A 26,025-nucleotide genomic window follows, 5' to 3' on the forward strand; every position below is an offset into this window, starting at 1 on the left:
GATGATGCCGCCGGAGAGCGTGAGCCGGTCGCGGCGATCCGGTCTTCGAGCGATCCGATCACCGGCCGCACCGCGCTGGTCACCGGTGGTGGCAGCGGCCTCGGTGCGGCCATCGCCCTGGCGTTGGCGGGCGCCGGGTCCCGGGTGATCGCGGTCGGGCGGGACCGGGACAAACTCGACCGGGTCGTGGCGCGGGATCCGGAGTCGATGCGGGCCGCGGTCTGCGATGTCGCGTCCCCGGAATCGGTGACCGCGCTGGCCGCCGAACTCGCCGACGAGAATGTATCGATCCTGGTCAACAATGCGGGCGTACCGGGCCCGGTCGCGTCGCTCACCGATATCGACCCCGATGAGTGGGACGACGTTTTCGCGGTCAATGTGCGCGGGGTGTACCTGCTGTGCCGCGCTTTCGTCCCGGCGATGGTCGCGGCGGGCCGTGGCGATGTCGTCAACCTGGCCTCGGTCTCCGGCAAGCGGCCGCTGGCCCGGCGCACGCCCTACTGCGCGTCGAAGATGGCGGTCATCGGGCTCACCACCACGCTGGCCGCCGAGGTCGGGCCGTTGGGGGTGAACGTGAACTCGCTGTCGCCCGGTCCGGTGGACAGCGCCCGGATGCACCGCAACTTCCGGCTCGAGGCCGAACGGACCGGGACCAGCTACGAGGAGGCCGAGCAAGCGTTCGTCTCGCGCGCCGCGCTCGGGCGTATGGTCACCGAGGACGAGGTGGCTCGCGCGGTCCTGGCGATGCTGGCGATGCCCGGTCTCTGTGCCGCCGATATCGATCTCTCGGCCGGAATGGTGGCCCGCTGATGACGGCGATGAAACAGCGTCTGCGCGACGGCGACCGGCTGCTCGGCGCGCTGGTCCGGATGCCGGCGGAGGAACTCGTCGAGATGGTGGGGGTCGCCGGATTCGACTACGTCCTGATCGACTGCGAGCACGGCCCCGCCGACCTGATCCCGTTACGACAGCACATCGCCGCCGCCCAGACGCACGGAATGGACGTGCTCGTGCGGGTGGGTCAACAGGAACCGGCGCTGGTCCAGCGGGTCCTCGACCACGGCGCCGCCGGGGTGGTGGTACCCCATATCGACGACGCCGGGCAGGCCGCGGCGGCCGTCCACGCGGCGCGGTATCCACCGGTGGGCGACCGCGGTTTCGCCACCTACGGCCGGGCGGGCCGGTACGGGACACGGCCCGCCGCCGACCACCTCGCCGCCGATGCGCGGGAAACGCTCGTCATCGCCATGGTCGAATCCACGGCGGGCTGCCGTAACGCGGCGGAGATCGTGGCGACCCCCGGGGTCGACGGTGTGATGGTCGGCCCGGCCGATCTCGCGGTGTCCATGGGCGCGAACGGTCCGGCCGATCCGGCCGTACTGACCGAGATCGAGAAGGTCCACGCGGCCGTCGCCGCCCACGAGCGGATCCGGCTCGATATCGTCTCCGGCGAGCAGCGGGCCGCCGCGGCGTTCGATTCGGGCGCGGGCCTGGTGGTCATCAACCTCACGCACGTGCTGATGGAGACATTCGCGAGGTTGCGGTCGGTGCGTTGAACGGAGCGCGGCAGGGGTTCGGCGCCGCGCGATCCGGTGGGGCGACAGATGACGGCAACATGGCTGCGGGGTCACGTTTGTGCAGCTCAGTCCATATTTCATCGGAAGCGGTGGAGTGTCGCCGATAGGATCGTCACCATGATCGACTCCGCGCGCGTCCTGCCCTGTCGCACCAATGTGACGGCCGCGATCCTGGCCGCCGCGGCCACCGGACTGGTATTGGGCGCCGCGCCCGCCACCGCCGCGCCCGCGCCGGCGTTCCCGGTCCCGCCGCTCACCGAGGTGGCGGCGGCGGGCACCGAGGGCCTGGACCCGCTGCTGGCCTTGGCCTACACCATGGCCGAACAGGAGGCACACGCCCGTGGTGTGCCGATGACGATCAACTCGGGTTACCGCTCGCCGGAGGAGCAGCGGGCGATGTGGGAGGAGGGGCTGCGCACCTACGGCAGCCCGGAGGAGACCCGGCGCTGGGTGCTGCCCCCGGAGGAATCCACCCATGTCACCGGCCGGGCCGTCGATATCGCGCCCCGGGAGGGCGCCGCGTGGCTGGAGGCCAACGGCAACCGCTGGGGGCTGTGCCGGACCTTCGACAACGAATGGTGGCACTTCGAGTTACACACCCTGCCCGGTACGCCGTGTCCGCCGCGGGTGCCGGATGCTGCCCATCGGTAACCGGACAGACCCGCGGCCGGGAGTCGTATCGGATCAGGGTTCCCGAGTGACCCTACGCGCCGGGCCGGTGGCCCCCGGGCTGCCGCGCGGGACGGTCCGCCGCCCCGCGCGCCGGCTCCGCCGGACCCGACGTGGATTCAGACACCCGACAGCGACCGGAGCTCGTCCAGGAAAGCGCGGGTCCGCGGATCGCCCGGGAAGTTCTCCACCAGTTCCTGCGCGACCTCGCTGCCGATACACAGCAGCGAGGGCAGGGACCGCCGTTTCGCCTCGAACGCCCGCCGCCCCTGCGCCACCGCCAGTTCCAGCTCGCGCCCGCGGGCGGCGACCACGGCCAGGGTGAGGTGGGCTTCGGCGACCCGCATCGGATTGCGCACCGAACCGTCCAGGGCGACCGAGTCGGCCAGTACCGCCCGCGCGTACGTCTCGGCGCGCGCATCGTCGCCGACGACCCGGGAGCAGTCCATGGCGTAGAAGTCGAACTTCTGTGGATCCACGACGAAATGATTCTCGAGATCGTCGGGGTGGCCGAGCCGGTTCAGCAGGGTGCGGCCCTCGGCCAGCGCCGCGTCCACGGCCGTGCGATCGCCCAGCCGCGCCCAGGCCTTCGCCCGCTGGGCGGCCAGCTGCACACCGACCCCGCCGGCCGCGCATTCCGGCGGTACCGCCTCGGCCGCCTGGATCACCCCGCGATGATTGCCCTGGGTCAGCGCGAACCAGGCCGCCAGTTCCGAACTCCAGCCGATGATCTCGGCATGCCCGGCCTCCAGGCCCAGCGAGCGGGCCGCCCGCCGGGTGGCCTCGGCGCTGCTGCGCCGGCCGAGGTCGTATTCGAGACAACCGAGCAGCAGTGCCACCCAGCCGGCCAGCTCCAGAACCTCTTTGTGCTGGGCCAGGGTGAGCCGGCTGTCGAGCAGCGCGGCGATCCGGCGCAGCCAGCCCGCGGCCTCGAGATGGAGTTCGTGCGGATCGGTGGAGGCGTAGTCACAGCACAGCCGTTGCGCGGTGATCCGCACCGCGTCCAGGGTTGCCGTCGAAATATCGGACATCCGAAGGCGTCCCATGAATTCGAGCGTGTCCATTCCGGTGGCGGTGAGCAATTCGTCGTCGCGGCTCGGGCGGGCCTTCGGGAAGAACGCCGCGGCCACCGAATCGAAGGCGGACGCGATGAGGGGTGCGTAGAAATCGTCGGGTCGTGATTCGCCGGATTCCCAACGCCGCCAATTGCGTAGCAGTGTGCTGTCGGTCGGGAGATTGTGGGAGGACTTGGCGCGTAGGGCGCGGACGGCGTCCGCCTGTGACCACCCACGCGCATCGCGTTCCGAGCGCATCCGGATGGCCCACAGCGGACGATCTTCAGCAGCAGTCACGCGGCCAGTATTGCACCAGCAAACTTTCCGTGGACCCCAGAGGGCATCCAGATGTCCCCCGCATGACCTCTTCTGCCGTTGTCCCGGTTGGGTCATGCTCGAATCGGACCGGCTTCACACCGGTTCAAGCAACACCCCCGCGAATGCGGGGAGGAGATCCCGGAGCAGGAAATGGTTCCCCGCCCCCGTGTGGGGAAGGATTCAGGAGGTTCGGGTGGAAGCGTTGGTATACGGGTATTTACGCGACGATCTGGCCGCGGGCGACGGTGACGATATGGAGGCCCCGCTACGCGAGCTGGCCGAGGCCCGAGGACTGTGCTTCGCCGCGACGTTCCACGAATCGTGTCCCGGTGACGGGACGGCGTTCGCCGAACTGACCCGGGAACTCCAGCGGGCGGACGCCCATCACGTGGTGGTCCCCTCGCTCGATCACCTCACCGGCCAGACGATTCCACGCGAACTGCTCATCGCGAAACTGGCCAGTGACGCCGCCGCCCGCATCTGGTCGGTAGCCGGCTGAACCGGGGACCCGGCGGCCCGGCGTACCCCCCTCAGCGCCCGAAGCCGCCGGGTCCTCGTCTGCGCAGATACTTCTCGAATTCGGCGGCCAGGGCGTCGCCGTCGATCTTGGCCATCACCTCGTTGACATCGATCGCGGCGTCGCCGCGCTCCTCCAGCGAATGCACGTATTCGGCGATCTCGTCGTCGGCGACGGTCATCTCGTTGACCGTCGACTCCCACTCCTCGGCCTGCTGCGGCAACTCCCGCAGCGGTACCTCGATATCGAGGACATCCTCGACCCGGTGCAGCAGCGCGATCGTCGCCTTCGGGTTCGGCGGCTGCGACACGTAGTGCGGCACCGCGGCCCAGAACGACACCGCCGGGACCCCGGCCTTCACACACTGGTCCTGGAGCACCCCGGTGATACCGGTGGGCCCCTCGTAGCGGGTCTGCTCGAGGCCGAACTGCTCGGCCGCTTCCTTGCTGTAGGCCGAACCGGTGACCGGCACCGGCCGGGTGTGCGGGGTATCGGCGAGCAGCGCCCCGAGGATCACCACGGTCTGCACGCCGAGCTGATCGATGAACTCCAGCAGATCCGCGCAGAAGCGCCGCCACCGCATATTCGGTTCGATACCGCGTAACAGCACCACATCGCGGTCGCTGCCGGGCGGGGAGCACACCGACAGGACGGTCGCCGGCCAGACGATCTCCCGGGTGACGCCCTCCACCTGCCGGACCATCGGCCGGTTCACCTGATAGTCGTAATAGTCCTCGGAATCGAGTTCGGCCAGCGGCCGCGCATCCCAGATCAACTCCAGATGCTCCACCGCGCCGCTGGCCGCGTCACCAGCGTCGTTCCAGCCCTCGAAGGCCGCAACGAGCACCGGGTCACGCAGTGCGGGCAGTTCCCGATCCACCGGAGATTCACTCGAGCTCACCCCTGCCAGCCTACGGGGCGGGGCGCCACCGGCGCGCAGTATCGGTCCCGCCGTGCCTGTCGGCGGCGTCACCGGTTGTGGCCGCCCGCACAGGGCAGGAAGCAGGGCGACACCGTGACAGAGGCGCACACTAGTCTGGAATCCATGTCTGCCTCCCGCTCCGCCGAGTTCGATACCACGTTGCTCGACACTCTCACCAGGCGTGTCGTGATCGGTGACGGCGCGATGGGCACGATGCTGCAGGCCGTGGACCTGACGCTCGACGATTTCCGCGGGCTGGAGGGTTGCAACGAGATCCTCAACGACACCCGCCCCGAGGTGCTGCGGCATATCCATCGTGCCTACTTCGAGGCCGGCGCCGATGCCGTGGAGACCAATACTTTCGGCTGTAACCTGCCCAATCTGGCCGACTACGGGATCGCCGACCGGATCCGGGATCTCTCGGAGAAAGGGACCCGGCTGGCCCGCGAGGTCGCCGACGAGATGGGGCCGGGCCCCGACGGCGTGCCACGGTACGTGCTGGGCTCCATGGGCCCCGGTACCAAACTGCCCACCCTCGGCCACGCGCCGTACGTGGACCTGCGCGACGCCTACACCGAGGCCGCGCTCGGCATGCTCGACGGCGGCGCCGACGCGGTACTGATCGAAACCTGCCAGGATCTGCTCCAGGTCAAGGCCGCCATCACCGGCACCCATCGGGCGATGGAGCGGGCCGGTCGCCGGATCCCGATCATCACCCACGTCACGGTGGAGACCACCGGCACCATGCTGGTCGGCAGTGAGATCGGCGCGGCGCTGACCGCACTCGAACCGCTGGGTATCGATCTGATCGGCCTCAACTGCGCCACCGGGCCGGACGAGATGAGCGAACATCTGCGCTACCTGTCCCAGCATGCGCGCATCCCGGTGTCGGTGATGCCCAACGCGGGCCTGCCGGTGCTCGGCGCGCACGGCGCCGAGTACCCGCTGACCCCGGAAGAGCTGGCCGCCGCGCTGCGCGGGTTCGTCGCCGACTACGGCCTGGCCCTGGTCGGCGGCTGCTGCGGTACCACCCCGGAACATATCCGCCAGGTGGCCGAGGCGGTCCGTGAGGTCGAGACCGGGCTGGCGCCGATCGGGCAGCGCCGCACGCCCGACCCCGAGCCCAGCATCTCGAGTATGTACACCGCGGTGCCGTTCCGGCAGGACGCGAGTGTGCTGATGATCGGGGAACGCACCAACGCCAACGGCTCGAAAGCGTTCCGGGACGCGATGCTCGCCCAGGACTGGGCGAAGTGCCTGGATATCGCCAAGGACCAGACCCGCGACGGCGCCCATATGCTCGACCTCTGCGTCGACTACGTCGGCCGCGACGGCGCCGCCGATATGTCGGAACTGGCGTCCCGGCTGGCCACCGCCTCCACCCTGCCGATCATGCTCGACTCCACCGAGGCGCCGGTGCTGCGCGCGGGTCTGGAACACCTGGGTGGGCGCTGCGCGGTGAACTCGGTGAACTACGAGGACGGTGACGGCCCGGAGTCCCGGTTCCAGCAGACCATGGCTCTGGTCGCCGAACACGGCGCGGCGGTGGTCGCCCTGACCATCGACGAGGAGGGGCAGGCCCGCACCGCCGAGCACAAGGTCGCCATCGCCGAACGACTCATCGCCGACATCACCGGTAACTGGGGTCTGCGCGAGAGCGACATCATCATCGACACCCTCACCTTCACCCTGGGCACCGGGCAGGAGGAGTCGCGCCGCGACGGCCTGGAGACCGTCGAGGCCATCCGGGAACTCAAACGCCGGCACCCCGAGGTGCAGACCACGCTGGGCCTGTCGAATATCTCCTTCGGACTGAACCCCGCCGCACGCCAGGTGCTGAACTCGGTGTTCATGCACGAATGCGTGCAGGCCGGTCTGGACAGCGCCATCGTGCACGCCTCGAAGATCGTGCCGATGAGCCGGATCCCGGACGAGCAGCGCGAGACGGCCCTGGACCTGGTCTACGACCGTCGCCGCGAGGGCTACGACCCGCTGCAGAAACTCATGCAGCTGTTCGAAGGTGTGTCCACGGCCGACTCCCGCGCCTCACGGGCCGACGAACTGGCCGCGCTGCCGCTGTTCGACCGGCTCGAGCGGCGCATCGTCGACGGCGAGCGGGCGGGGATGGAGGCCGATCTCGACGAGGCCATGCGGGAAGTGCCGCCGCTGAAGATCATCAACGAGACCCTGCTGTCGGGGATGAAAACCGTCGGCGAGCTGTTCGGGTCCGGGCAGATGCAGTTGCCGTTCGTGCTGCAGTCGGCCGAGGTCATGAAAGCCGCGGTCGCCCACCTGGAACCGCATATGGAGGCCACCGACGACAGTGGTAAGGGCCGCGTCGTCCTCGCCACGGTCAAGGGCGATGTGCACGATATCGGCAAGAACCTGGTGGACATCATTCTGTCCAACAACGGCTACGAGGTGGTGAACCTCGGCATCAAACAGCCCATCGCGACCATTCTCGACGCCGCCCTGGACAAGAAGGCCGATGTGATCGGCATGTCCGGGCTGCTGGTGAAATCCACCGTGGTGATGAAGGAGAACCTGCAGGAGCTCAACTCCCGCGGGGTCGCCGACCAGTTCCCGGTGCTGCTCGGCGGGGCCGCACTCACCCGGTCGTATGTGGAGAACGACCTCACCGACGTCTACGAGGGTGAGGTGCACTACGCCCGGGACGCCTTCGAGGGCCTGCGGTTGATGGACGAGATCATGTCGCAGAAACGCGGTGACGGTCCCGATCCGGACAGCCCGGAGGCGGTGGCCGCGCGCGAGAAGACAGCTGAACGCAAAGCGCGGCACGAGCGCTCGCGCCGGATCGCCGAACAGCGGCGGGCAGCCGAGACACCGGTCGAGGTACCCGCCCGGTCGGATGTCGCCGCCGACCTGCCGGTCCCGGTGCCGCCGTTCTGGGGGACCCGGGTGATCAAAGGCCTCCCGGTGCACGAGTATTCCGGGTTGCTGGACGAACGGGCGCTGTTCCTCGGCCAGTGGGGGTTGCGCGGCCAGCGCGGCGGCGACGGCCCCAGCTATGAGGAACTGGTGGAATCCGACGGCCGGCCCCGCCTGCGGGTCTGGCTCGACAAGCTCAGTACCGAGGGCGTGCTACAGCATGCCGCGGTGGTGTACGGCTATTTCCCGGCGGTATCCGAGGGTGACGACGTCGTGGTGCTCACCGAACCGGAACCCGATGCGCCGCAACGTCACCGGTTCACCTTTCCGCGCCAGCAGCGGGACCGGTTCCTGTGCGTCGCCGATTTCCTCCGCTCGCGCGAGCGTGCCCGCGAGACCGGGCAGGTGGACGTCCTGCCGTTCCAGCTGGTGACCATGGGTCAGCCGATCGCCGATTACGCCAACCAGCTCTTCGCCGACAACAACTACCGGGACTACCTGGAGGTGCACGGCATCGGGGTGCAGCTCACCGAGGCGCTGGCCGAGTACTGGCATCGGCGTATCCGCGAGGAACTCACCCTGGAGGGGCACGCGATCGCCGAGTCCGATCCGGCCGATATCGCCGACTACTTCTCGCTCGGCTACCGCGGCGCCCGGTACTCGTTCGGGTACGGCGCGTGCCCGGATCTCGAGGATCGCGCCAAACTGGTGGACCTGCTCGACGCCGGGCGGCTCGGGGTGACGCTGTCGGAGGAACTGCAGCTGCATCCCGAGCAGTCCACCGACGCGTTCGTCCTGTTGCATCCGGAGGCGAAGTACTTCAATGTCTGAGCTCGGATAAACCTGCGGGCAATGTGATTGTCGTCACTCGCGCGGTGGTCCGGCTGCTCCGAACCGCCGTCGGAGATCGAAAACGCAGGTGATCAGGGTGTGACGGGGTCGGTAAACCCGTACTGCCCGCGCGGCTTCCGGGTGCCGGAGCGTAGGATTTCCGGGAATTTCCGCTGAGGTTACCGCCGAATCAGAAGTCGCGACAATGTTGTCGGGCAGTTCGGGCGCGCCGGGCCGGAGCGGACCCGTAGGCAGCCGCCTGTGACGCGCGGAGTGCTGGAAGACTCGGCGGCGAACAGAAGGGGCCACGACAGAGATGACCAAGGATCGGCTGATCGCCGGACGGTATCGGCTCACGGATCCCATCGGCACCGGCGCCATGGGTGTGGTGTGGCGGGCACTCGATATCCGGCTCCAGCGCACCGTCGCGGTCAAACAGGTGCTGCTCGGACCCAACCTGACCGAACAGCAGACCTCGGAAGCGCGCAAACGCGCACTGCGCGAAGGCCGGATCGCCGCGCGCCTGCACCACCCCAACGCCATCTCGGTGTTCGACGTCGCCGAGGAGGACGGCCAGCCGTGGCTGGTCATGGAATACATGAACGCGCCGAGCCTGGCGAGCCGGTTGAACCTCGACGGCACCATGGGCCCGCTCGAGGTCGCGAAACTCGGCGCCCAGGCGGCCGCCGCGCTGGCCGCCGCGCACGACGCCGGTATCGTGCACCGCGATGTGAAACCGGCGAATCTGCTGGTGGGTGACGACGGTACGGTGAAGATCACCGATTTCGGCATCTCGCGCGCCACCGGGGATGTGACGGTGACGGCCACGGGTTTCCTGGCCGGCACCCCCGCGTATCTGGCCCCCGAAGTCGCCCGCGGTGAGCAGCCGATACCCGCCTCCGATGTCTTCGCGTTGGGATCCACGCTCTACCACGCCCATACCGGCCGTCCGCCGTTCGGCGACGGTGACAATCCGCTGGCGGTCCTGCACGCGGTGGCCGGCGGGCAGGTCGAACCGCCCGCCGGCGCGGGCGCCCTGGGACCGGTGCTGATGCGCCTGCTGGCGACCGAGGTCGCCATCCGTCCCACCATGCACGAGGCGCAGGTCATGCTCGAGGAGGTGGCCGCCGGGCGGGCACCGGAACCGGTGGATCCGGTATCGCCCGCCGCCACGAAGATCCTGCCCGCCGATGCGGCCGCGACCACCCCGCTGTCGCCGGATGCTCCCGCCCCGGTGCCGGTTCCCCCGCCGGGCGGTACCCCGCCGGCTTTCCGCGGCCCGCGACAGCCCACCGCGGCGAGTGGCGCCGTCCCGCCTCCTCCCGGCGGGCAACCCACGGCGGGGCCCGGGAGCTCTCGGAAACGCACCGGTGTGGCGCTGCTGGCGGCTGTCTCCGCATTGATACTGGTGGTGGTTGCCGGATTGGCCCTGGCCGATGTCCTCGGCGGCGAGGCCGGCGATGATCCGGGCGCGCTCGCTCCCGGCACCTCGCAGGCGCTCGCCCCCGGGACTCCCGAACCCGGTACCGAGACCACCGCCCGGCCCTCGACCACCACCGGGGCGCCGACCACCACCACGGCCGAAACCGGTCCGCCATCGGCGGCCCGCGTCGAGCAGTTCGTCCGTGGGTACTACGGCCTGCTGCCCGGCAACCCGTCCGCCGCCTGGTCCCAGCTCTCGCCCGCGTACCAGGCCACCACCGGCGGCTACGCCGAGTACACCCGCTTCTGGTCGACCATCTCCGCCATCAGCATCGGCGCGGTGACACCGTCGGGCACCGGCTCGGCCGTCGCCACCATCACCTACACGATGAGCAACGGTTCGGTGCAGTCGGAGAACCGGTCGTTCCAGGTGGTGCCGGAGGGCGGACAGCTGGTGATCACCGCGTCCCACCTGCAGTGAGCTGCCCGCCCGGGACCTTCCCGCCGGCCGCGCTGCCGATAGGGTCGGCCGGGGAGGCCGGGTCGTCTCCGGGGCCCGGGCATGTGATCGATTGCGACGAAAGGCCGTACCTATGAACCGGGTTGCCGGAGTGCTGTGGGATATGGACGGCACCCTCCTCGATTCGGAGAAGCTCTGGGATATCGGTGTGCGGGAGCTGGCGCGCGAACTGGGCCGGGAGATGACCCAGGAGATCCGGCACGCACTCATCGGGGCGTCCGGGGCGAATGCGCTGCGCATCATTTTCACCGAGCTCGGCCTGTCCCCGGAGCCCGCGGCCGTGGCGGCGGCCGGACATTTCCTGGAACAGCGCGTCACGGAACTGATGAGCGGGCCGATCCCGTGGCGGCCGGGCGCGGTGGAGGCGCTGGAGATGGTGCGTGCCGCGGGCCTGCCCACCGCGCTGGTGACCAACACCAAACGGTCGCTGACCGAGCTGGCGCTGGAGACCCTGGGCCGCGACCGCTTCGACGTCTCGGTCTGCGGCGACGAGGTCCCGCACGGGAAACCGGATCCGGCCGTGTATCTACGTGCGGCGGAGCTGCTCGGCCTGGACCCGCGCGAGTGCGTGGCCGTGGAGGATTCGGTCACCGGCGTGGCCGCGGCCGCGGCCGCCGGCTGTGCGGTGCTGGTGGTGCCCTGCGAGATCCCGGTCCCGGTGCATCCGTCCCGGGTGCACCGCGACAGTCTGATCGGCCTGTCGCGCATCGACCTCGACGAGGTGGTGCGGACCTGCCGCGAGCCGGCCACGGGTGATCCCGCGGTGTCCTGACCCATCCGTTGCGGCCGATCCGCGGGCGGCCGCCGTCGACCGCAATTCCGGGTCAGCGGTGGACCGGCCCGGGGATACGGACGCCGGCGGTGCGGAGCTCGGACTCGACGAGCGCGGCCAGTCGCACCGCGGCCGGTGTCTGCTCTTCGCCGTGGTGCGCGATCAGCGTGTAGCGAGCCGCGGTGCCGGTGCGGGCCTGCGGCGCTTTTCGTGCTGCTTGCCCCGGCCCGGCGTGGTGCAGGAGAAACGGTGGACGTGAACGATAATGCGGAACAACAAGACCGAACGGTCCGTGACCGGACTCACCCGCTATCTCCGGCAAACACCGGGCGTGTCGCAGACAGTCCGATAACAATATCGCTATGGCCGCCACGGTGACCTTGGACGCAATCGTCGACACATCCCGCTACCCGCTCGCGGAGCCCGGTGCCCCCGGTTGGCGTGCCGCGGTGGCGGCGGCCCGGGCCGATCTCGCCGAGGACGGCTGCACCGTCCTGCGCGAGTTCATCCGACCCGAACTGCACGCCCTGCTCGCCGAGCAGGGGGAGCGGATGGCGCCGCACGCCTACTACCGCACCGAGCAGGTCAACGCCTACAACATCCCGCTCGACAGCGAATTACCCGAGGACCATCCCGGCCGGATCGTGTTCGAACGCGGTAACGCCTTCGTGCCGCGCGACCGCATCCCCGCCGACGCGCTCATCCACCGCCTCTACACCGACGCGCTGTTCCAGCGTTTCCTGGCCGACTGCTTCGGCCGGGATCGGCTGCACGAATTCGCCGACCCCCTGGCAGGGCTGGTTCTCAATGTGGTCTCCCCGGGGCAATCGCATCCCTGGCATTTCGACACCAACGAGTTCACCGTCAGTATGCTTACCGCCACCCCCGACGCGGGCGGTGTCTTCGAATACTGTCCCGGAATCCGTTCCCCGCAGGCCGAGAACCTGGCGGATGTGCACGCGGTCCTGACCGGATCGGGCGAGCGCCTCATCCGGCGCCTGGTATTGCGCCCGGGGGATCTGCAACTCTTCCAGGGCCGCTTCTCGCTGCACCGGGTCTCCCCGGTGGAGGGTGCGGCCGCGCGGCATACGGCGATCTTCGCCTACAGCGACCGTCCCGGTGTCATCGGCACCGTGGAACGCACCCGTCAACTGTTCGGACGGGTGCTTCCCGATCATCTCGCCGCGGCCGACGCCGTCCGGGGTGACCGGCTGCTCGATTGATCGAACGCGATCGAGTGGATACCGCCCGAGGAGAGGAACACACCGTGCCAGTTCCGTTGCACACCACCGGGAAAGCATCCTTCGACGACATCTACTCGAGGCCCGATCCCCGCGACTACTACGCGCGGATGTCGGAGCTGGACTATCGCATTCCGGAACTGGCGAAACCGCATCTGCGGCGGCAGATCGCCGAATGCGGCGCGGCGAAGGGCGCAGCACCCGGCGTGCTGGACATCGGGTGCTCCTACGGCGTGAACGCGGCCCTGCTGCGCTGGGACACCACCCTCGCCGAGCTGGCCGGATGGTATGCGGACCCCGAGGCGGAGACGGTCGAGTTGATCGCTCGCGACCGCGCCCGGCCGGCCGGCACCGACGCGCTGCCCGGGGTGCGGTTCCTCGGTATGGACGCCTCCGCGCCCGCACTGGACTACGCCCGCGCGGCGGGCCTGCTGGACGCCGTGGTGCACGCCGACCTCGAGGCCACCGACCCCGACGCCGAACAACGCGCGATTCTCGCCTCGGCGGACCTGGTCGTCTCGACCGGCTGTATCGGATACGTCACCGAGAAGACGATCGTGCGGATCGCCACCGCCCATCCCGACCGGCGCCCCTGGATGGCCCATTTCGTGCTGCGTATGTACGGTTTCGAACCCATCGAGGCGGAACTGGCGGCCCTGGGCTACCGCACCCGGCGAATGCCCGGCGAGTTCGCCCAGCGCCGGTTCGCCTCGGCGGCCGAGCGCGAGCAGGTGCTGAGTACGCTGACCGGTAACGGCATCGATACCACCGGCCTGGAAAACGAGGGTTGGCTGTATGCCAATCTCTATGTGTCCCGGCCGGTTTCGGCGCCTATTTCCATCGCTTGACCGCCGGGCGCAACCCGCCGACCGACGACCGAACCGGAGAACGACTTGACCGAATCCACCTTCGCCGCCGAGGACCAGCTCCCGAGGGTCCCGTTGCCGACCCTCGAGGACAGCTGCGCGCGTTTCGTCCAGTGGTGCACACCGCTGCTGACCGCCGAGCAGCTGGCCGCCACCGAGGCGGCCGTGGCCGATCTGCTACGCCCCGGCGGCCCCGGCCGCGTGCTGCACGACGCGCTGCGCGAATACGACGAGACCCCGGGCGTGGGCAGCTGGCTCGACCGGTTCTGGCCCTCGCGTTATCTGGGCCGGCGGGATCGAATCGCGTTGAACGCCAACTTCTTCTTCCTGTTCCGCGACGATACGGCGCTGGCGAGTTCCACCGCGGCCGACCAGGCCGAGCGCGCCGCCGCGCTGGTCGCCGCCGCGGTCGACTACAAGTTGGCCCTGGACCGGGAGGCGATCCCGCCGGTCACCCAGCGGGGGCAGCGCCTGTCCATGTGGCAGAACAAGTACCTGTTCTCCGAAACCCGCATCCCCGGTCTCGAACAGGACACCGTGCGGGTGCCCTACAGCGAGGCCGAACCCGGCCCGTCCACCGCGCGGCACATCCTCGTACTGCACCGCGGAGCCATGTTCCGGCTGGACGTCCTCGGACCCGACGGCGACCCGTACGCCTTCGAGGATGTGACCGCGGGTCTGCGCGCGATCCTGAAATCGGCCACCGAACCGGCCCCGGCCGGGACCTCGGTGGGACAGCTGACCACCGCGGCGCGCGCCGACTGGGCCCGCGCCCGCGCCCGGCTGCTGACCGATCCGCACAATGCCGAAGCGCTCGACACCGTCGAAACGGCGCTGTTCGCCGTCTGCCTGGAGGATTTCGCCCCCCGCGACGACCTGCACGCCGCCGACACCCTGCTGCACGGTGACAGCGCCAACCGGTGGTTCGACAAATCGGTCTCGTTCCTCGTCTTCGCCGACGGCCGGGCCGGAATCAATGTCGAACACTGCGGCCTGGACGGCACCACCATCCTGTCCTTCGTCGACACCCTGCTGGAGACTCCCGTCGGCGAACACCTCCAGCGGTCCGGGGCGCGGGGGCAGGGGCTGCCGCCGGCCGAGCAGATCGAGTTCCGGCTCGACGCGGAGCAGCAGGCCGAAGTGGTCGCGGCCGGGGCGGCGTTCGCGCAGTACGCCGCGGACAATGCCACCACGGTCGTCTCGTTCGAGGATTTCGGCACCGCCCGGGCCAAACAGCTCGGCATCTCCCCGGACGCGTTCGCGCAGCTGAGCTACCAGCTCGCGCACCGGCGCAGTAAAGGCCTCACCGGCGCCACCTACGAATCCATCGCCACCCGGCAGTACCGCAACGGCCGCACCGAGGCGATGCGTGTGGTGACCCCGGAGATGGTGACCTTCGCCGACACCATGACGGACCCGGCGGCCGATACCGCCGCGAAACTGGCCGCCGCCCGCGCCGCCGCCACCGCGCATGTGGAACGGGCAAAACAGTGCCAGTCCGGTGCGGCGCCGGAGCAGCATCTGTGGGAACTCGAATGGATCCAGCGGCGCCGCGGCGTCGAACTCGGCGTCACCGACCCGATCCCGCTGTACACCAGCCCTGGCTGGACCGTACTGCGCGACGACTATCTGAGCACCAGCTCCGCACCGTCGGTGAACATCAGCTACTTCGGTTTCGGGTCCACCAGCCCGAAGTGCATCGGTATCGCCTACGTGCTGCTGCCCGACCGGTGGAACCTGTACCTGGCCACCCCGGCGGCCGTCGCCGATCAGATGCACGCGTTCGCCGGGCACCTGCGCACCGCCGTCGCCGAACTGGAGGCCCTGCTCTCCGGAGCATGAGCGGGGTACTCGCGTGATCGCCCGAGTGGGTGCCACGACACAGTGGCGCCCACTCGGGCGGAGTCGCGCGGCGGTGGTCTGAAACAATGTCCTGCCGTGAAGACTTTCGAGGCCCTGTTCGCCGAGCTCCAGGATCGCGCCACCACCCGCCCCGCCGGGTCGGGTACCGTCGCCGCGCTGGACGCGGGCGTCCATACCCAGGGCAAGAAGGTGCTGGAGGAGGCCGGTGAGGTGTGGCTGGCCGCCGAACACGAGGGTGACGAGGCGCTTGCCGAGGAGATCTCCCAGCTCCTCTACTGGGTGCAGGTTCTGATGGTAGGCCGCGGGCTGCGGCTGGAGGACGTCTACCGACATCTGTAGACGCCCTCACCGTTCCTCCGACCGAAAGGACCATCATGCTGCGCGTCGCAGTACCCAACAAGGGCGCACTCTCCGAATCCGCGGTCGCCATCCTCACCGAGGCCGGCTACCGCAAACGCACCGACTCCCGCGATCTCACCGTGCTCGATCCGGCCAACCAGGTGGAGTTCTTCTTCCTGCGGCCCAAGGACATCGCCATCTACGTCGGCTCCGGCGAACTCGACCTGGGGATCACCGGCCGTGATCTGTCGCTGGATTCGGGCGCACCCGTGCACGAACGACTCTCGCTCGGATTCGGCGGTTCGACTTTCCGCTACGCCGCACCGCAGGGCCAGGACTGGAAGGTCGAGGATCTGCAGGACAAGCGGATCGCCACCTCCTACCCCAACCTGGTGCTGGCCGATCTGTCGCGCCGCGGGATCGAAGCCGAGGTGATCCGGCTCGACGGGGCCGTCGAGATCTCGATCCAGCTCGGGGTGGCCGACGCGATCGCCGATGTGGTCGGCTCCGGCCGGACCCTGCGTCAGCACAATCTGGTCGCCTTCGGCGAATCGCTGTGCGATTCCGAGGCCGTGCTGATCGAACGGGCCGGCTCCGACCAGCGCGAACGGGCGCGTAACCAGCTGGTCGCCAGGGTCAAGGGCGTGGTGTTCGCTCAGCAGTATCTGATGCTCGATTACGACTGCCCGAAGAGCTTGCTGGAACGCGCCGCCGAACTGACCCCGGGCCTGGAATCCCCGACGGTCGCCCCGCTGGCCGACCCCGGCTGGGTGGCGGTCCGGGCGCTGGTGCCGCGGAAGAAGGGCAACGAGCTGATGGATCAACTGGCGGAACTGGGCGCCCGGGCCATCCTGGCCACCGATATCCGCTCCTGCCGCGCCTTCTGAATCAGCCGGTGTAACGCGGTCTGTCCCCGACTCGGCGCCGAGGTTCACATCTCGGCGCCGAGAGGCCCGTGACCTGTGGCGTGGTGGGCCTGATCACGCTGCTGTGAGCTACGCGGGCCGGGCAGGGCGCACATCTGTACGCGCCCTTCTGTCTTCCTCGAATGGTCGGCCTCAGTGGTCGGGGCCCGCCCCCGGTTCTGGAGCGACAGAGCGAAGGAGCGTAGCGACTGAGCGGCGGAGTGAAGAACCGGGGTCACAGGGCCCCGACTCGCCCCGCCGGAGGCGGGGCAATATATACAGTCTCATTCCGATACCGATTCGGCGAAGGATTCGGCCGGGGGTTCGTCGTCCGCGGGCCAGCCGGGGTAGGGCGGGGGCGTTCCGTCGAATGCCGGGCACAGGCTTTTGTAGGCGCAGTAATCACACAGCCAACTCGGATTCGGTGGAAAATCTCCGGTCCGGCCGGCTGCGCGCACCGCGCCCCACAGGGCGGTGAGGGTGCGTTCGAAGCGGAGGAGTTCGTCCTCGTCGGGGGTGTAGGTGAGCAGTTCGGCGTCGGCCAGGTAGATCAACCGCAGCTGGGTGGGAACCACGCCGCGGGTGCGCAGCAGCATGAGTGCGTAGAACTTCAGCTGGAACAGCGCCCGCGTCTCCTGCGTGGGTCCCGGCGCGCGGCCGGTCTTGTAGTCCACCACTCGCAGTTCCCCGGTGGGCGCCACGTCGATCCGGTCCACGAAACCGCGCAGCGGGGCGCCGTCGGGCAGCCGGACCTCGAGCCGGGTCTCGCAGGATTCGGGTTCGAAGCGGCGGGGGTCCTCCAGCCGGTAGTAGGTGCGCACCAGGGCGCGGACCTCGTCGAGGAAGGACGCGACGTCGAGCCCGGCGGCGAGGAGTTCGGCCGCTTCGGGGCGTTCGGCCAGCACCCGGGTCCAGGCCGGTTCGGCCAGCGCGGTCGCGTGCTCGGGATCGCGCTCGGCGGCCGGCAGGGTATAGAGATCTTCGAGGACGGCGTGCACGACGGTGCCGCGCACCGCCTGGCGGCTCGGTGGCTCGGGAATGCGGTCGATGGTGCGGAGCCGGTACTTCAGCGGGCACTGTTTGAAATCGGCTGCACGCGAAGGGGACAACGCCGGTCGGGCGGAGGCGGGTGCCGGCTCGAGGCCGGAACCGGCCGGGGGCGTGCTCGGTGGCGCTGACATACCTGGCAGGCTATCCGGCGGCACCGACACGGTGCCGCGCCCCGGTGATCGGCCCGGGCGCAGTCCGCATTGTGAACGGAGATCCATGACGGCCAGACGGACCGGGCCATTCGTCGTCGGCGACCGCGTGCAGCTGACCGACGCCAAGGGCAGGCTGTACACGGTGCTGCTGGAACCGGGTAAACAGTTCCACACCCACCGCGGCGCCATCGCCCACGACGACCTGATCGGCGCCGACGAGGGCACCCTCGCGCACTCCAACAACGGCACGCCGTATCTGGCCCTGCGCCCGCTGCTGACCGATTACGTGATGTCCATGCCGCGCGGGGCGGCGGTGATCTACCCGAAGGATGCCGCGCAGATCGTGCACGAGGGCGATATGTTCCCCGGCGCCCGCGTACTGGAGGCGGGGGCGGGATCGGGTGCGCTGACCTGCTCACTGCTGCGCGCGGTGGGATCGGACGGGGCGGTCGTGTCCTACGAGATCCGCGAGGACCACGCCGAGCACGCCGTCCGCAATGTGGAGCGTTTCTTCGGCGAACGGCCTGCGAACTGGCAGCTCACCGTCGGCGATGTGGCCGATTACGAGGGGGAGCGGGTGGACCGTGTGGTGCTGGACATGCTCGCGCCGTGGGACGCGCTACCGGCCGTATCGCGGGCCCTCGTGCCCGGCGGGGTGCTGATGGTCTACGTCGCGACGGTTACCCAGCTCTCCAGGCTGGTGGAGGCGCTGCGCGAGCAGCAGTGCTGGACCGAACCGCGGTCCTGGGAGTCGATGGTCCGCGGCTGGCACGTGGTGGGCCTGGCGGTGCGTCCCGAGCACCGGATGCAGGGCCATACGGCCTTCCTGGTGAGCGCGCGGCGGCTCGCCGAGGGGGTGGTCACCCCGAAACCACAGCGCCGGCCGTCGAAGGGCTGAGCGGGAGTTTCGGGGCGACGCGGGACCACGCACCGGGCAGCCGGCGCGGGGTCCCGCGGGCGCGCCTAGGCCGGGGCGCAGGGGATCTGCGCGAAGCCGAACAGTACGCACGCGCCGGCATCGGACAGTTTCCAGGTGCCGTCGTCGTGTTCCCAGGTCAGCGGCATCGGCGGTGCGCTCTGACCGGAGGGGCTGGTGATGGTGGTCTGCCCGGTGGCGGTCTCCCCGGCCACGGTGACCTCGCCGACCTGGAAGGTGATCCCGCGATAGGTCTGCAGGGCGGCATTGAGCTGCTCGAGCAGGTCCCGCCGGTTCTCGCCGTCGTCGATCAGCTTCACCTTCTCGTCCACCGGGACATCCGGGTTTGTGATCTGCTCGAGGTTGGACTGTAGGCTCTGCGCGGTGGGCGCGGGCGCGGTGTCGCCGTGGTCGTGATCGTCCCCGTGGTCGTGCGCCGCGGCGCTGGTGGTGGCCGCGACACTGCCGGTGGCGGCAGGATCGCCGCCGTCGTCGTCGGACCCGCAGGCCGTGAGGCCCAGCGCCAGGGCGGCGGCCGCGGCGGTAGCCGCCGCGACGCGGGACAATCGCCGTGTCCGTGCGGGAAGTTGCATATCTGGCAACCTTTCGGCTAGTCGGTGAGCATGCCCACCATAGTTGGGTTAGGGGAGGCTAACATGGTGTGACCTGCAGATGGCCGCGGACCAGATGTGATCACGACGAAATCGTGTCGGACAGCGCAAACGGGCCGCGCCCGGTAGCGTTGATAGACCGGGACTGGGAGGAGCAGCACATGAGCCCCATCGAGAATTCGGATTCGGCGGCCTGGAGAGAACTCGAGGCAGTACGCGCCGAAGCGGCTGCACTCCGGAGGCAACTCGCCGACTCGCCGGATCGCTCACGGGAATTGGAAGCCCGTATCGATTCGCTGACCATTCGCAACACCAAGCTGATGGATACCCTGAAAGAAGCGCGGCAGCAACTCGTCGCGTTGCGTGAGGAGGTCGACCGGCTCGGTCAGCCACCGAGCGGTTACGGGATTCTGATCGGGGTGTACGAGGATCAGACCGTCGACGTGTTCACCTCCGGCCGCAAGATGCGATTGACCTGCTCGCCGAACATCGACACCGCGACCCTGGCCTACGGCCAGACCGTCCGCCTCAACGAGGCGCTGACAGTGGTCGAGGCCGGGATGTTCGACGCGATCGGGGAGATCGGCACGCTGCGGGAGATCCTCGACGGCGGCCGCCGCGCGCTGGTCGTGGGGCATGCCGACGAGGAGCGGGTGGTCTGGCTGTCCGGCCCGCTGTCCAGACTCGCCGAGGCCGACGATCTGGACGATCCGGACTCGCCGATCCGCAAGCTGCGGCCCGGTGACTCCCTGCTGGTCGATACGAAGGCCGGGTTCGCGTTCGAACGCATCCCCAAGGCCGAGGTCGAGGATCTGGTGCTGGAGGAGGTCCCCGATGTCGGGTACGAGGACATCGGTGGTCTGGGCCGTCAGATCGAGCAGATTCGCGATGCCGTGGAGCTGCCGTTCCTGCACAAGGATCTCTTCCGCGAGTACGCGCTGCGCCCGCCCAAGGGTGTGTTGCTCTACGGTCCGCCCGGCTGCGGTAAGACGCTGATCGCCAAGGCGGTGGCGAACTCGCTGGCCAAGAAGATCGCCGAGGCGCGGGGTGAGGACGCCAAGGAGGCGAAGTCCTACTTCCTGAACATCAAGGGCCCCGAGCTGCTGAACAAGTTCGTCGGTGAGACCGAACGCCATATCCGGATCATCTTCCAGCGGGCCCGGGAGAAGGCGTCGGAAGGGACGCCGGTGATCGTGTTCTTCGACGAGATGGACTCGATCTTCCGGACCCGCGGTTCCGGTGTCTCCTCGGATGTGGAGACCACCGTGGTGCCGCAGCTGCTGAGCGAGATCGACGGTGTGGAGGGGCTGGAGAACGTCATCGTCATCGGCGCCTCCAACCGTGAGGACATGATCGATCCCGCGATCCTGCGGCCCGGCCGGCTGGACGTGAAGATCAAGATCGAGCGGCCGGACGCCGAATCCGCGCAGGACATCTTCTCCAAGTACCTCACCGAGGGGCTGCCGCTGCACGCCGACGATCTGGAGGAGTTCAAGGGCGACAAGGTGGCCTGCGTCCGCGCGATGATCGAGCGGGTGGTGGACCGGATGTACGCCGAGAGCGAGGACAACCGTTTCCTGGAGGTCACCTACGCCAACGGCGACAAGGAGGTCCTGTACTTCAAGGACTTCAACTCCGGCGCCATGATCCAGAACATCGTGGACCGGTCCAAGAAGTACGCCATCAAGGCGGTGCTCGACACCGGTAACCCGGGTCTGCGGATCCAGCATCTCTACGATTCGATCGTGGACGAGTTCTCCGAGAACGAGGACCTGCCCAACACCACGAATCCGGATGACTGGGCCCGTATCTCGGGTAAGAAGGGCGAGCGGATCGTCTACATCCGCACGCTGGTCACCGGCAAGAACGCCAGTGCCAGCCGGGCGATCGACACCGAGTCGAACACCGGCCAGTACCTGTAACCGGCACAGTCACCGAGGCCGCGCTCCCCTGGGGGTGCGGCCTCGGTCGTTGCCGGGCCCCCAGCGTCGCTGCCGGGGTCCTTCGGGGGGAGTGTCGCGTCGCCGGGGTCCATCCGGGGGCGTACGGCGGGTACACCATGCGTCCGGCGGGATTCCACCGATAGGGGGACGCCGACGCGGCACGGTCGCGGATATGTTCCGAGGGCCAGGTTCACGAAACCCAGGAGCACCCCGTGACCACGATGACCGATTCCGTCCCGCCACGGCCCGATACGCATGCCGACCGACCCTTCGCCACCGCCCCCGTCCTCGGTGTGGCGGCCGTGGCCGCCGTCGTCCTGGTGCTCTCGGCCACCCGCTACGGCTATTTCGGCGACGAACTGTACTTCCTGGCCGCGGGCCGGCGGCTGTCGTTCGGCTATGCCGATCAGGGCCCGGCGCTGCCCCTGCTGGCGGCGCTGGGGGATACCGTCGCGCCGGGTTCGCTGGTGGCGCTGCGGCTGCCCGCGATCCTCTTGACGGTGGTCGCGATAGTGGTCAGCGCACTCGTCGCGCGGGAGTTCGGGGGCGGTCGCGGCGCCCAAGTCCTTACCGCCGTGGGCTACGCGACCTCGCCGTTCCTGCTCATGCAGGCCAAGAACCTGTCCACCAACGCGATCGACTCCGCCCTGTGGGTCCTGATCACCTGGCTGGTGGTGCGCTGGGTGCGTACCCGCCGCGACGGGCTGCTGCTGGCCGCCGCCGCGGTCACCGCACTCGATATGCAGGTCAAATGGCTGATCCCGTTCTTCTGGATCGCGGTGGTGGCGAGTTCACTGGTCTTCGGTCCCCGGGAACTGGTGCGCCGGCCGCTGCTGTGGGCGGGCGGGCTGATCGTGCTGTTGGTGTCGGTGCCTTCGCTGTTCTGGCAGGCCCGGCACGGGTGGCCCCAGTTGGGTCTGGGCGCGGTGGTACGCGAGGAACAGCAGTACTCCGGCGGCCCGGTGACCTTCGTGCCCTTGGCCGTACTGCTCGCGGGAGCGCTGGGCGCGGTGTTGCTGTGCTACGGCCTGTGGGCGCTGCTGCGGCACGAATCGCTGCGCCCGTACCGCTTCCTCGGCGTGACCACGGTGCTGCTGCTCGCGGTGTTCCTCGTCTCCGGTGGCCGTGTCTACTACCTGGCCGGGATGTACGGGGTGGTGTTCGCGGCCGGTGCGGTCGCCCTGGCGGCGGCGGTGGGGCGCGCCGAGTCGGCCCGGCGCCGGCGTGTACTTCTGGGGTCGGGCGCGGCACTGGTGGCGGTATCGCTCGCACTGATTCTGGGCTCCACGCCTTGGCAGGACCCGGCCGAGATCGCCCCGCCCGCGAACGATACCGAGGCCGCCTTGAACATCGGGCTGTACGGCGAATTCGGCTGGACCGAACTCGCGGACGCGGTGGTGACCGCGCATCGGTCGCTGACCCCCGGAGAGCGGTCCCATTCGGCGGTGATCACGGAGAGCTACTGGCAGGCGGGTGCATTGGATCAGCTGGCGCGTACACAGCTGCCGGAGGTGCACAGCCCCTCGCGGGGGTTCGGATATTTCGGTGCACCCGCCGACTCGGCCACCACCCTGGTGTGTGTGGGCGGCGACGAGGACCTGTTGCGCGCGCAGTTCGCGACCCTGGAGCCGATCGGCCACGTCGACACCCGGCTCGGCTTCCTGGGTAACACCCGTGATGTGACGCTCTGGAAATGCGCGCAGCCCCGGCGCCCGTGGTCGCAGGTGTGGCCGGAATGGATGCACCTGTAGCGGGCTACGCTCACCACCATGAGTACTCCGGAGACCGAGATCTGGCACAACCCGCGCTGCAGTAAGAGCCGGGCCGCCGTGGCACATCTGGACGCCGCCGGAATCGAGTATTCGGTCCGCCGGTATCTCGACGAGCCGCCCACCGTCGCGGAGCTCCGCGCGGCGCTCGACCGGCTCGGCGCGCAGCCGTGGGATATCACGCGCACCGGTGAGGACATCGCGAAGGAACTGGGAATGGCCGGTTGGGGCCGGACCGAGGCGGACCGGGACCGCTGGCTCGAAGCGCTGGCCGAGCATCCGCGGCTCATCCAGCGTCCCCTCGTGTTCACCGCCGGGCGTGCGATCATCGCCCGGGATGCGGATGCTCTGGATTCGCTGGACTGAGTCCGCGTCGGTTTGCCGGGGCATAGCGAGATCGGGTGGCGGACGGATCCGGCGCCCGAGAGCACTGGCACACTCCGGCATTCAGTGCCCGGCGGTCGAGGGCCGGTCTGCTGTTCGGCGCGCGGAGATGGCGGTGATCGTCCACCGCTACGGCCCGGGAAGCGGGCGTACGGTACCGGTACGGACTGTCATCGGTCCGTACGGCCGCACCCTCCGTGGCGGTAGTGTCGGCTCATGAAAGTTGAACTGCGGCACAACCCGTCGTCGACGGTTGCCCGGTGTGTCCTCGCGGGTGGTGAGCCGGTCCGTGTGGAATCCGGTGCCATGGTGGCGCATTCGGCGGGAGTAAGCCTGGAGGCCAAGGCCGAGGGCGGCATTTTGGCCGGTCTGAAGCGGTCGATGCTGTCGGGCGAATCGTTTTTCGTCTCCACCTTCACCGCGCCGCAGCAGGGTGGCTGGGTGGATGTGGCGCCGTCGCTGCCCGGGGACATGCTGGCCCTGCAGATCGTCCCGGACCGGCCGTATTTCATCAGCCGCGGGGGCTGGATCGCGAATTCGACCGGTGTTCAGGTGGAGAGCAAATGGGGTGGTTTCGCCAACCTGTTCGGTGGCGAGGGTGGCTTCGGCCTGCGCGCGTCGGGCCAGGGCGAAGTCGTGGTCGGCGTGTTCGGGGCCATCGATGTCATCGATCTGGTGCCCGGCGAGCCGGTCACCATCGATACCGGGCATGTGGTCGCCTACGATCTGTCCATCCGGTTCACCATCCGGCGCGCGGTCTCCGGCCGCTCGCTGCAATCGCTCAAATCGGGTGAAGGCCTGGTCTTCGATTTCGTCGGGCCCGGACAAGTCCTGCTGCAAACCCGCAATCCCAGTGCCTTCGCTTCGTGGACGGCCTCGGTTTCCTCCGGATAGGCATACCTCCGCCCGTGCACTTTCCGCGTACCGTCCGCGTTCGCTGTGGCAGCGGTGCGGTCGCCCCCCGGACGACCGCACCGCCGCCGGGTCATCCGTTCGGTGTGACCACCGTGTAGCGCGCACAGGCGAATTCCCCGTTACCCGCCACCTCGTCGACCCGCAGCTCCAGCCGCCGTGGCAGCAGCGGCGCGCCCGCGCCCAGGGTCACCGGGGCGATCGAGACGATCACCTCGTCGAGCAGTCCGCGATCGGCGAACTGTCCCGCGAGTTCGCCGCCGCCGACGACCCATAGGTTCTTACCGGCCGCCACCTCGGTCATCGACTTGTGGACGAGTTCTACCGGGTCCTGGGTGAAACGCACATCGCCGTCGGTGCGCGGGGCGAACTCACGATGGGTGCAGACCCAGGTCGCGACCTCGTAGGGCCACGGTTGTGCACTCTCGTTGTCGAGTAGCCACTGGTAGGTGTTGGCGCCCATGACGATCGCGCCGACACCGGCCATGAACGCGGTCATCCCCATGGGACCGTTGTCGTTGTCGGCCTCCCGGGACAATAGCCAGTCCAGGGAGTGGTCGGGGGTAGCGATGAAGCCGTCGAGGCTGCTCGCCGTGTAGTAGATGGTCCGAGGTTCGGTTGCCGGGATGGCCATTCATTCTCTCCTTCGCAGCCAGTCGATCGGGTCGCCCCAACCGACTGCATCATCGGGTGATGTGCCGCGTATCCAGTACCGCACCAGCTGGCGGCGATACGCGGAGTAGGTGAGCACATGTGCGATCACGCTGCCGAGGACGAAACTCTCCGGCGGCTCGCACAGGGCATCGATCAGGATGTCGCCCCAGCCGCCGCGTCGATCGATCTCGCGGACCGTATCCAGCCACCGGGGGGCCACCGCCGCGAGGCGGGCCGTGAGCGCGGCCGGGTCGTCGCCGCCCGCCGCCGGGGTGTCGGCTCCCTCGATCGAGGCCAGCCAGACCTCCTTGCTGCGGATCAGATGGTGCAGTACCGCGGCGACCGAGTCCTCGGGACCGTCCCAGGGCAGAACGGTCCCGGTGCTGCCCCGGGGCCTCCGGTACTGCTCGTCGGTCAACCCGGTGGCCGCCTTCACCAGGAGGGCGGTGTCCTCGAGGTCGTGGTGCAGGAGCAGCGCGGTCGGGTCCATATCGGATCGTCCTCTCGGTTCACCCTCCACCCACAGCGACATGGGCGGATGAAAGTGGATTCCGTTCGCCGCGGGCAGCCAGCGCGGTGTCCGGCCCGTCAGCGGCGGGGTCGCGCTCGGTGGGTGGCCGAACGCGCGGGTGAACGCCCTGCTGAACCCCTCCACCGTGTCGTAGCCCGCGGCGAAGGCCACCTCGGTGACCGCCGCGCCGCCGCCGAGCTGCCAGCACGCGCGCTCCAGCAGCACCCGCCGCCGCAGGCCCACCGGGGACTCGCCGGTACCGTGACTGAACTGCCGGGCGAAGTGGTACCGCGAGGCGTACGCGCCGGCGGCCATCTGCCCGAGCGTGGTGTTGTCTTCGTCGAGAACGGCGTCCAGCAGTTCCCGCAGTCGGTCCCGTCGGTTGCTCACCCGTCGAGTCTGGCGGGTCGGCCGGCA

General features: G+C 69.2%; 23 protein-coding genes. 17 read left to right on the forward strand and 6 right to left on the reverse strand.

Annotated features, from left to right (window positions below):
• Positions 1 to 57: 57 nt before the first annotated feature.
• From AB0H42_RS28580 to AB0H42_RS28590, 3 genes are all read left to right on the forward strand, one after another.
• Positions 58 to 810 carry an SDR family NAD(P)-dependent oxidoreductase gene (locus AB0H42_RS28580; protein ID WP_357061652.1) on the forward strand — a complete coding sequence of 251 codons (753 nt, stop codon included), beginning with the start codon at positions 58 to 60 and terminating at the stop codon, positions 808 to 810.
• On the forward strand, positions 810 to 1,556 hold the full coding sequence (locus AB0H42_RS28585; protein ID WP_357061591.1) for an aldolase/citrate lyase family protein: 747 nt from the start codon (positions 810 to 812) through the stop codon (positions 1,554 to 1,556). The genes AB0H42_RS28580 and AB0H42_RS28585 overlap by 1 nt, the downstream gene beginning before the upstream one ends.
• A gap of 138 nt (positions 1,557 to 1,694) precedes the next feature.
• A complete protein-coding gene (locus AB0H42_RS28590; protein WP_357061593.1) occupies positions 1,695 to 2,228 on the forward strand; it encodes a M15 family metallopeptidase in 534 nt (177 codons plus the stop codon).
• 137 nt (positions 2,229 to 2,365) lie between these two features.
• On the opposite strand, the gene AB0H42_RS28595 is transcribed toward AB0H42_RS28590, so the two are convergent.
• Positions 2,366 to 3,598 (reverse strand): XRE family transcriptional regulator, encoded by a 1,233-nt coding sequence (locus AB0H42_RS28595; RefSeq protein ID WP_357061596.1) that lies wholly within the window; start codon positions 3,596 to 3,598, stop codon positions 2,366 to 2,368.
• Between the two features lie 214 nt (positions 3,599 to 3,812).
• Between AB0H42_RS28595 and AB0H42_RS28600 the strand changes: the two genes are divergently transcribed.
• On the forward strand, positions 3,813 to 4,118 hold the full coding sequence (locus AB0H42_RS28600; protein WP_357061598.1) for a hypothetical protein: 306 nt from the start codon (positions 3,813 to 3,815) through the stop codon (positions 4,116 to 4,118).
• A gap of 31 nt (positions 4,119 to 4,149) precedes the next feature.
• Here AB0H42_RS28600 and AB0H42_RS28605 read toward each other — a convergent pair whose 3' ends face one another.
• On the reverse strand, positions 4,150 to 5,037 hold the full coding sequence (locus AB0H42_RS28605; RefSeq protein WP_030521346.1) for a PAC2 family protein: 888 nt from the start codon (positions 5,035 to 5,037) through the stop codon (positions 4,150 to 4,152).
• Positions 5,038 to 5,181: 144 nt separating this feature from the next.
• Here AB0H42_RS28605 and metH point away from each other — a divergent pair, with 144 nt between their 5' ends.
• From metH to hisG, 8 genes are all read left to right on the forward strand, one after another.
• A complete protein-coding gene (metH, locus tag AB0H42_RS28610; protein WP_357061600.1) occupies positions 5,182 to 8,778 on the forward strand; it encodes a methionine synthase in 3,597 nt (1,198 codons plus the stop codon).
• Between the two features lie 316 nt (positions 8,779 to 9,094).
• Positions 9,095 to 10,681, forward strand: a complete 1,587-nt coding sequence (locus tag AB0H42_RS28615; RefSeq protein ID WP_357061603.1) for a protein kinase — start codon at positions 9,095 to 9,097, stop codon at positions 10,679 to 10,681.
• A gap of 112 nt (positions 10,682 to 10,793) precedes the next feature.
• Positions 10,794 to 11,492 (forward strand): HAD family phosphatase, encoded by a 699-nt coding sequence (locus AB0H42_RS28620; RefSeq protein ID WP_357061606.1) that lies wholly within the window; start codon positions 10,794 to 10,796, stop codon positions 11,490 to 11,492.
• A gap of 362 nt (positions 11,493 to 11,854) precedes the next feature.
• Positions 11,855 to 12,715 carry an arpA protein gene (locus AB0H42_RS28625; RefSeq protein WP_357061608.1) on the forward strand — a complete coding sequence of 287 codons (861 nt, stop codon included), beginning with the start codon at positions 11,855 to 11,857 and terminating at the stop codon, positions 12,713 to 12,715.
• A gap of 44 nt (positions 12,716 to 12,759) precedes the next feature.
• Positions 12,760 to 13,581: a class I SAM-dependent methyltransferase gene (locus tag AB0H42_RS28630; RefSeq protein WP_357061610.1), complete on the forward strand. Its 822-nt coding sequence runs from the start codon at positions 12,760 to 12,762 to the stop codon at positions 13,579 to 13,581.
• Between the two features lie 45 nt (positions 13,582 to 13,626).
• Positions 13,627 to 15,441, forward strand: coding sequence for a choline/carnitine O-acyltransferase (locus AB0H42_RS28635; RefSeq protein ID WP_357061613.1), 1,815 nt, complete (start codon positions 13,627 to 13,629; stop codon positions 15,439 to 15,441).
• Between the two features lie 78 nt (positions 15,442 to 15,519).
• Positions 15,520 to 15,801 carry a phosphoribosyl-ATP diphosphatase gene (locus AB0H42_RS28640; protein WP_357061655.1) on the forward strand — a complete coding sequence of 94 codons (282 nt, stop codon included), beginning with the start codon at positions 15,520 to 15,522 and terminating at the stop codon, positions 15,799 to 15,801.
• A 35-nt stretch (positions 15,802 to 15,836) separates the two neighbouring features.
• Positions 15,837 to 16,688 (forward strand): ATP phosphoribosyltransferase, encoded by an 852-nt coding sequence (hisG, locus tag AB0H42_RS28645; RefSeq protein WP_357061615.1) that lies wholly within the window; start codon positions 15,837 to 15,839, stop codon positions 16,686 to 16,688.
• Positions 16,689 to 16,990: 302 nt separating this feature from the next.
• On the opposite strand, the gene AB0H42_RS28650 is transcribed toward hisG, so the two are convergent.
• A complete protein-coding gene (locus AB0H42_RS28650) occupies positions 16,991 to 17,887 on the reverse strand; it encodes a RecB family exonuclease (protein ID WP_357061618.1) in 897 nt (298 codons plus the stop codon).
• Between the two features lie 85 nt (positions 17,888 to 17,972).
• Between AB0H42_RS28650 and AB0H42_RS28655 the strand changes: the two genes are divergently transcribed.
• On the forward strand, positions 17,973 to 18,806 hold the full coding sequence (locus tag AB0H42_RS28655; protein WP_265804847.1) for a tRNA (adenine-N1)-methyltransferase: 834 nt from the start codon (positions 17,973 to 17,975) through the stop codon (positions 18,804 to 18,806).
• A gap of 65 nt (positions 18,807 to 18,871) precedes the next feature.
• Here the strand turns inward: AB0H42_RS28655 and AB0H42_RS28660 are convergent, their stop codons facing one another.
• Positions 18,872 to 19,417: a hypothetical protein gene (locus tag AB0H42_RS28660; RefSeq protein WP_357061620.1), complete on the reverse strand. Its 546-nt coding sequence runs from the start codon at positions 19,415 to 19,417 to the stop codon at positions 18,872 to 18,874.
• Positions 19,418 to 19,596: 179 nt separating this feature from the next.
• On the opposite strand from AB0H42_RS28660, the gene arc reads away from it, so the two are divergent.
• The 4 genes from arc to AB0H42_RS28680 all read left to right on the forward strand — a co-directional run bounded on the left by arc (position 19,597) and on the right by AB0H42_RS28680 (position 24,425).
• Positions 19,597 to 21,357 carry a proteasome ATPase gene (gene arc / locus AB0H42_RS28665; RefSeq protein WP_265804849.1) on the forward strand — a complete coding sequence of 587 codons (1,761 nt, stop codon included), beginning with the start codon at positions 19,597 to 19,599 and terminating at the stop codon, positions 21,355 to 21,357.
• A 242-nt stretch (positions 21,358 to 21,599) separates the two neighbouring features.
• On the forward strand, positions 21,600 to 23,129 hold the full coding sequence (locus AB0H42_RS28670) for a glycosyltransferase family 39 protein (RefSeq protein ID WP_357061658.1): 1,530 nt from the start codon (positions 21,600 to 21,602) through the stop codon (positions 23,127 to 23,129).
• An 18-nt stretch (positions 23,130 to 23,147) separates the two neighbouring features.
• The gene (locus AB0H42_RS28675) at positions 23,148 to 23,513 is read left to right on the forward strand and encodes an arsenate reductase family protein (protein WP_357061622.1); all 366 of its coding nucleotides are present in this window, start codon (positions 23,148 to 23,150) and stop codon (positions 23,511 to 23,513) included.
• A gap of 234 nt (positions 23,514 to 23,747) precedes the next feature.
• Complete coding sequence (locus AB0H42_RS28680) at positions 23,748 to 24,425, forward strand: TIGR00266 family protein (RefSeq protein ID WP_357061625.1); 678 nt, start codon at positions 23,748 to 23,750, stop codon at positions 24,423 to 24,425.
• Between the two features lie 91 nt (positions 24,426 to 24,516).
• On the opposite strand, the gene AB0H42_RS28685 is transcribed toward AB0H42_RS28680, so the two are convergent.
• Positions 24,517 to 25,077 carry a dihydrofolate reductase family protein gene (locus AB0H42_RS28685; protein WP_357061628.1) on the reverse strand — a complete coding sequence of 187 codons (561 nt, stop codon included), beginning with the start codon at positions 25,075 to 25,077 and terminating at the stop codon, positions 24,517 to 24,519.
• Complete coding sequence (locus AB0H42_RS28690; protein ID WP_357061631.1) at positions 25,078 to 25,998, reverse strand: helix-turn-helix domain-containing protein; 921 nt, start codon at positions 25,996 to 25,998, stop codon at positions 25,078 to 25,080.
• Positions 25,999 to 26,025 lie beyond the last annotated feature (27 nt).

The sequence above is a fragment of the Nocardia sp. NPDC050799 genome, assembly GCF_040654015.1.
In the GTDB taxonomy this organism is placed as follows: Bacteria; Actinomycetota; Actinomycetes; order Mycobacteriales; family Mycobacteriaceae; genus Nocardia.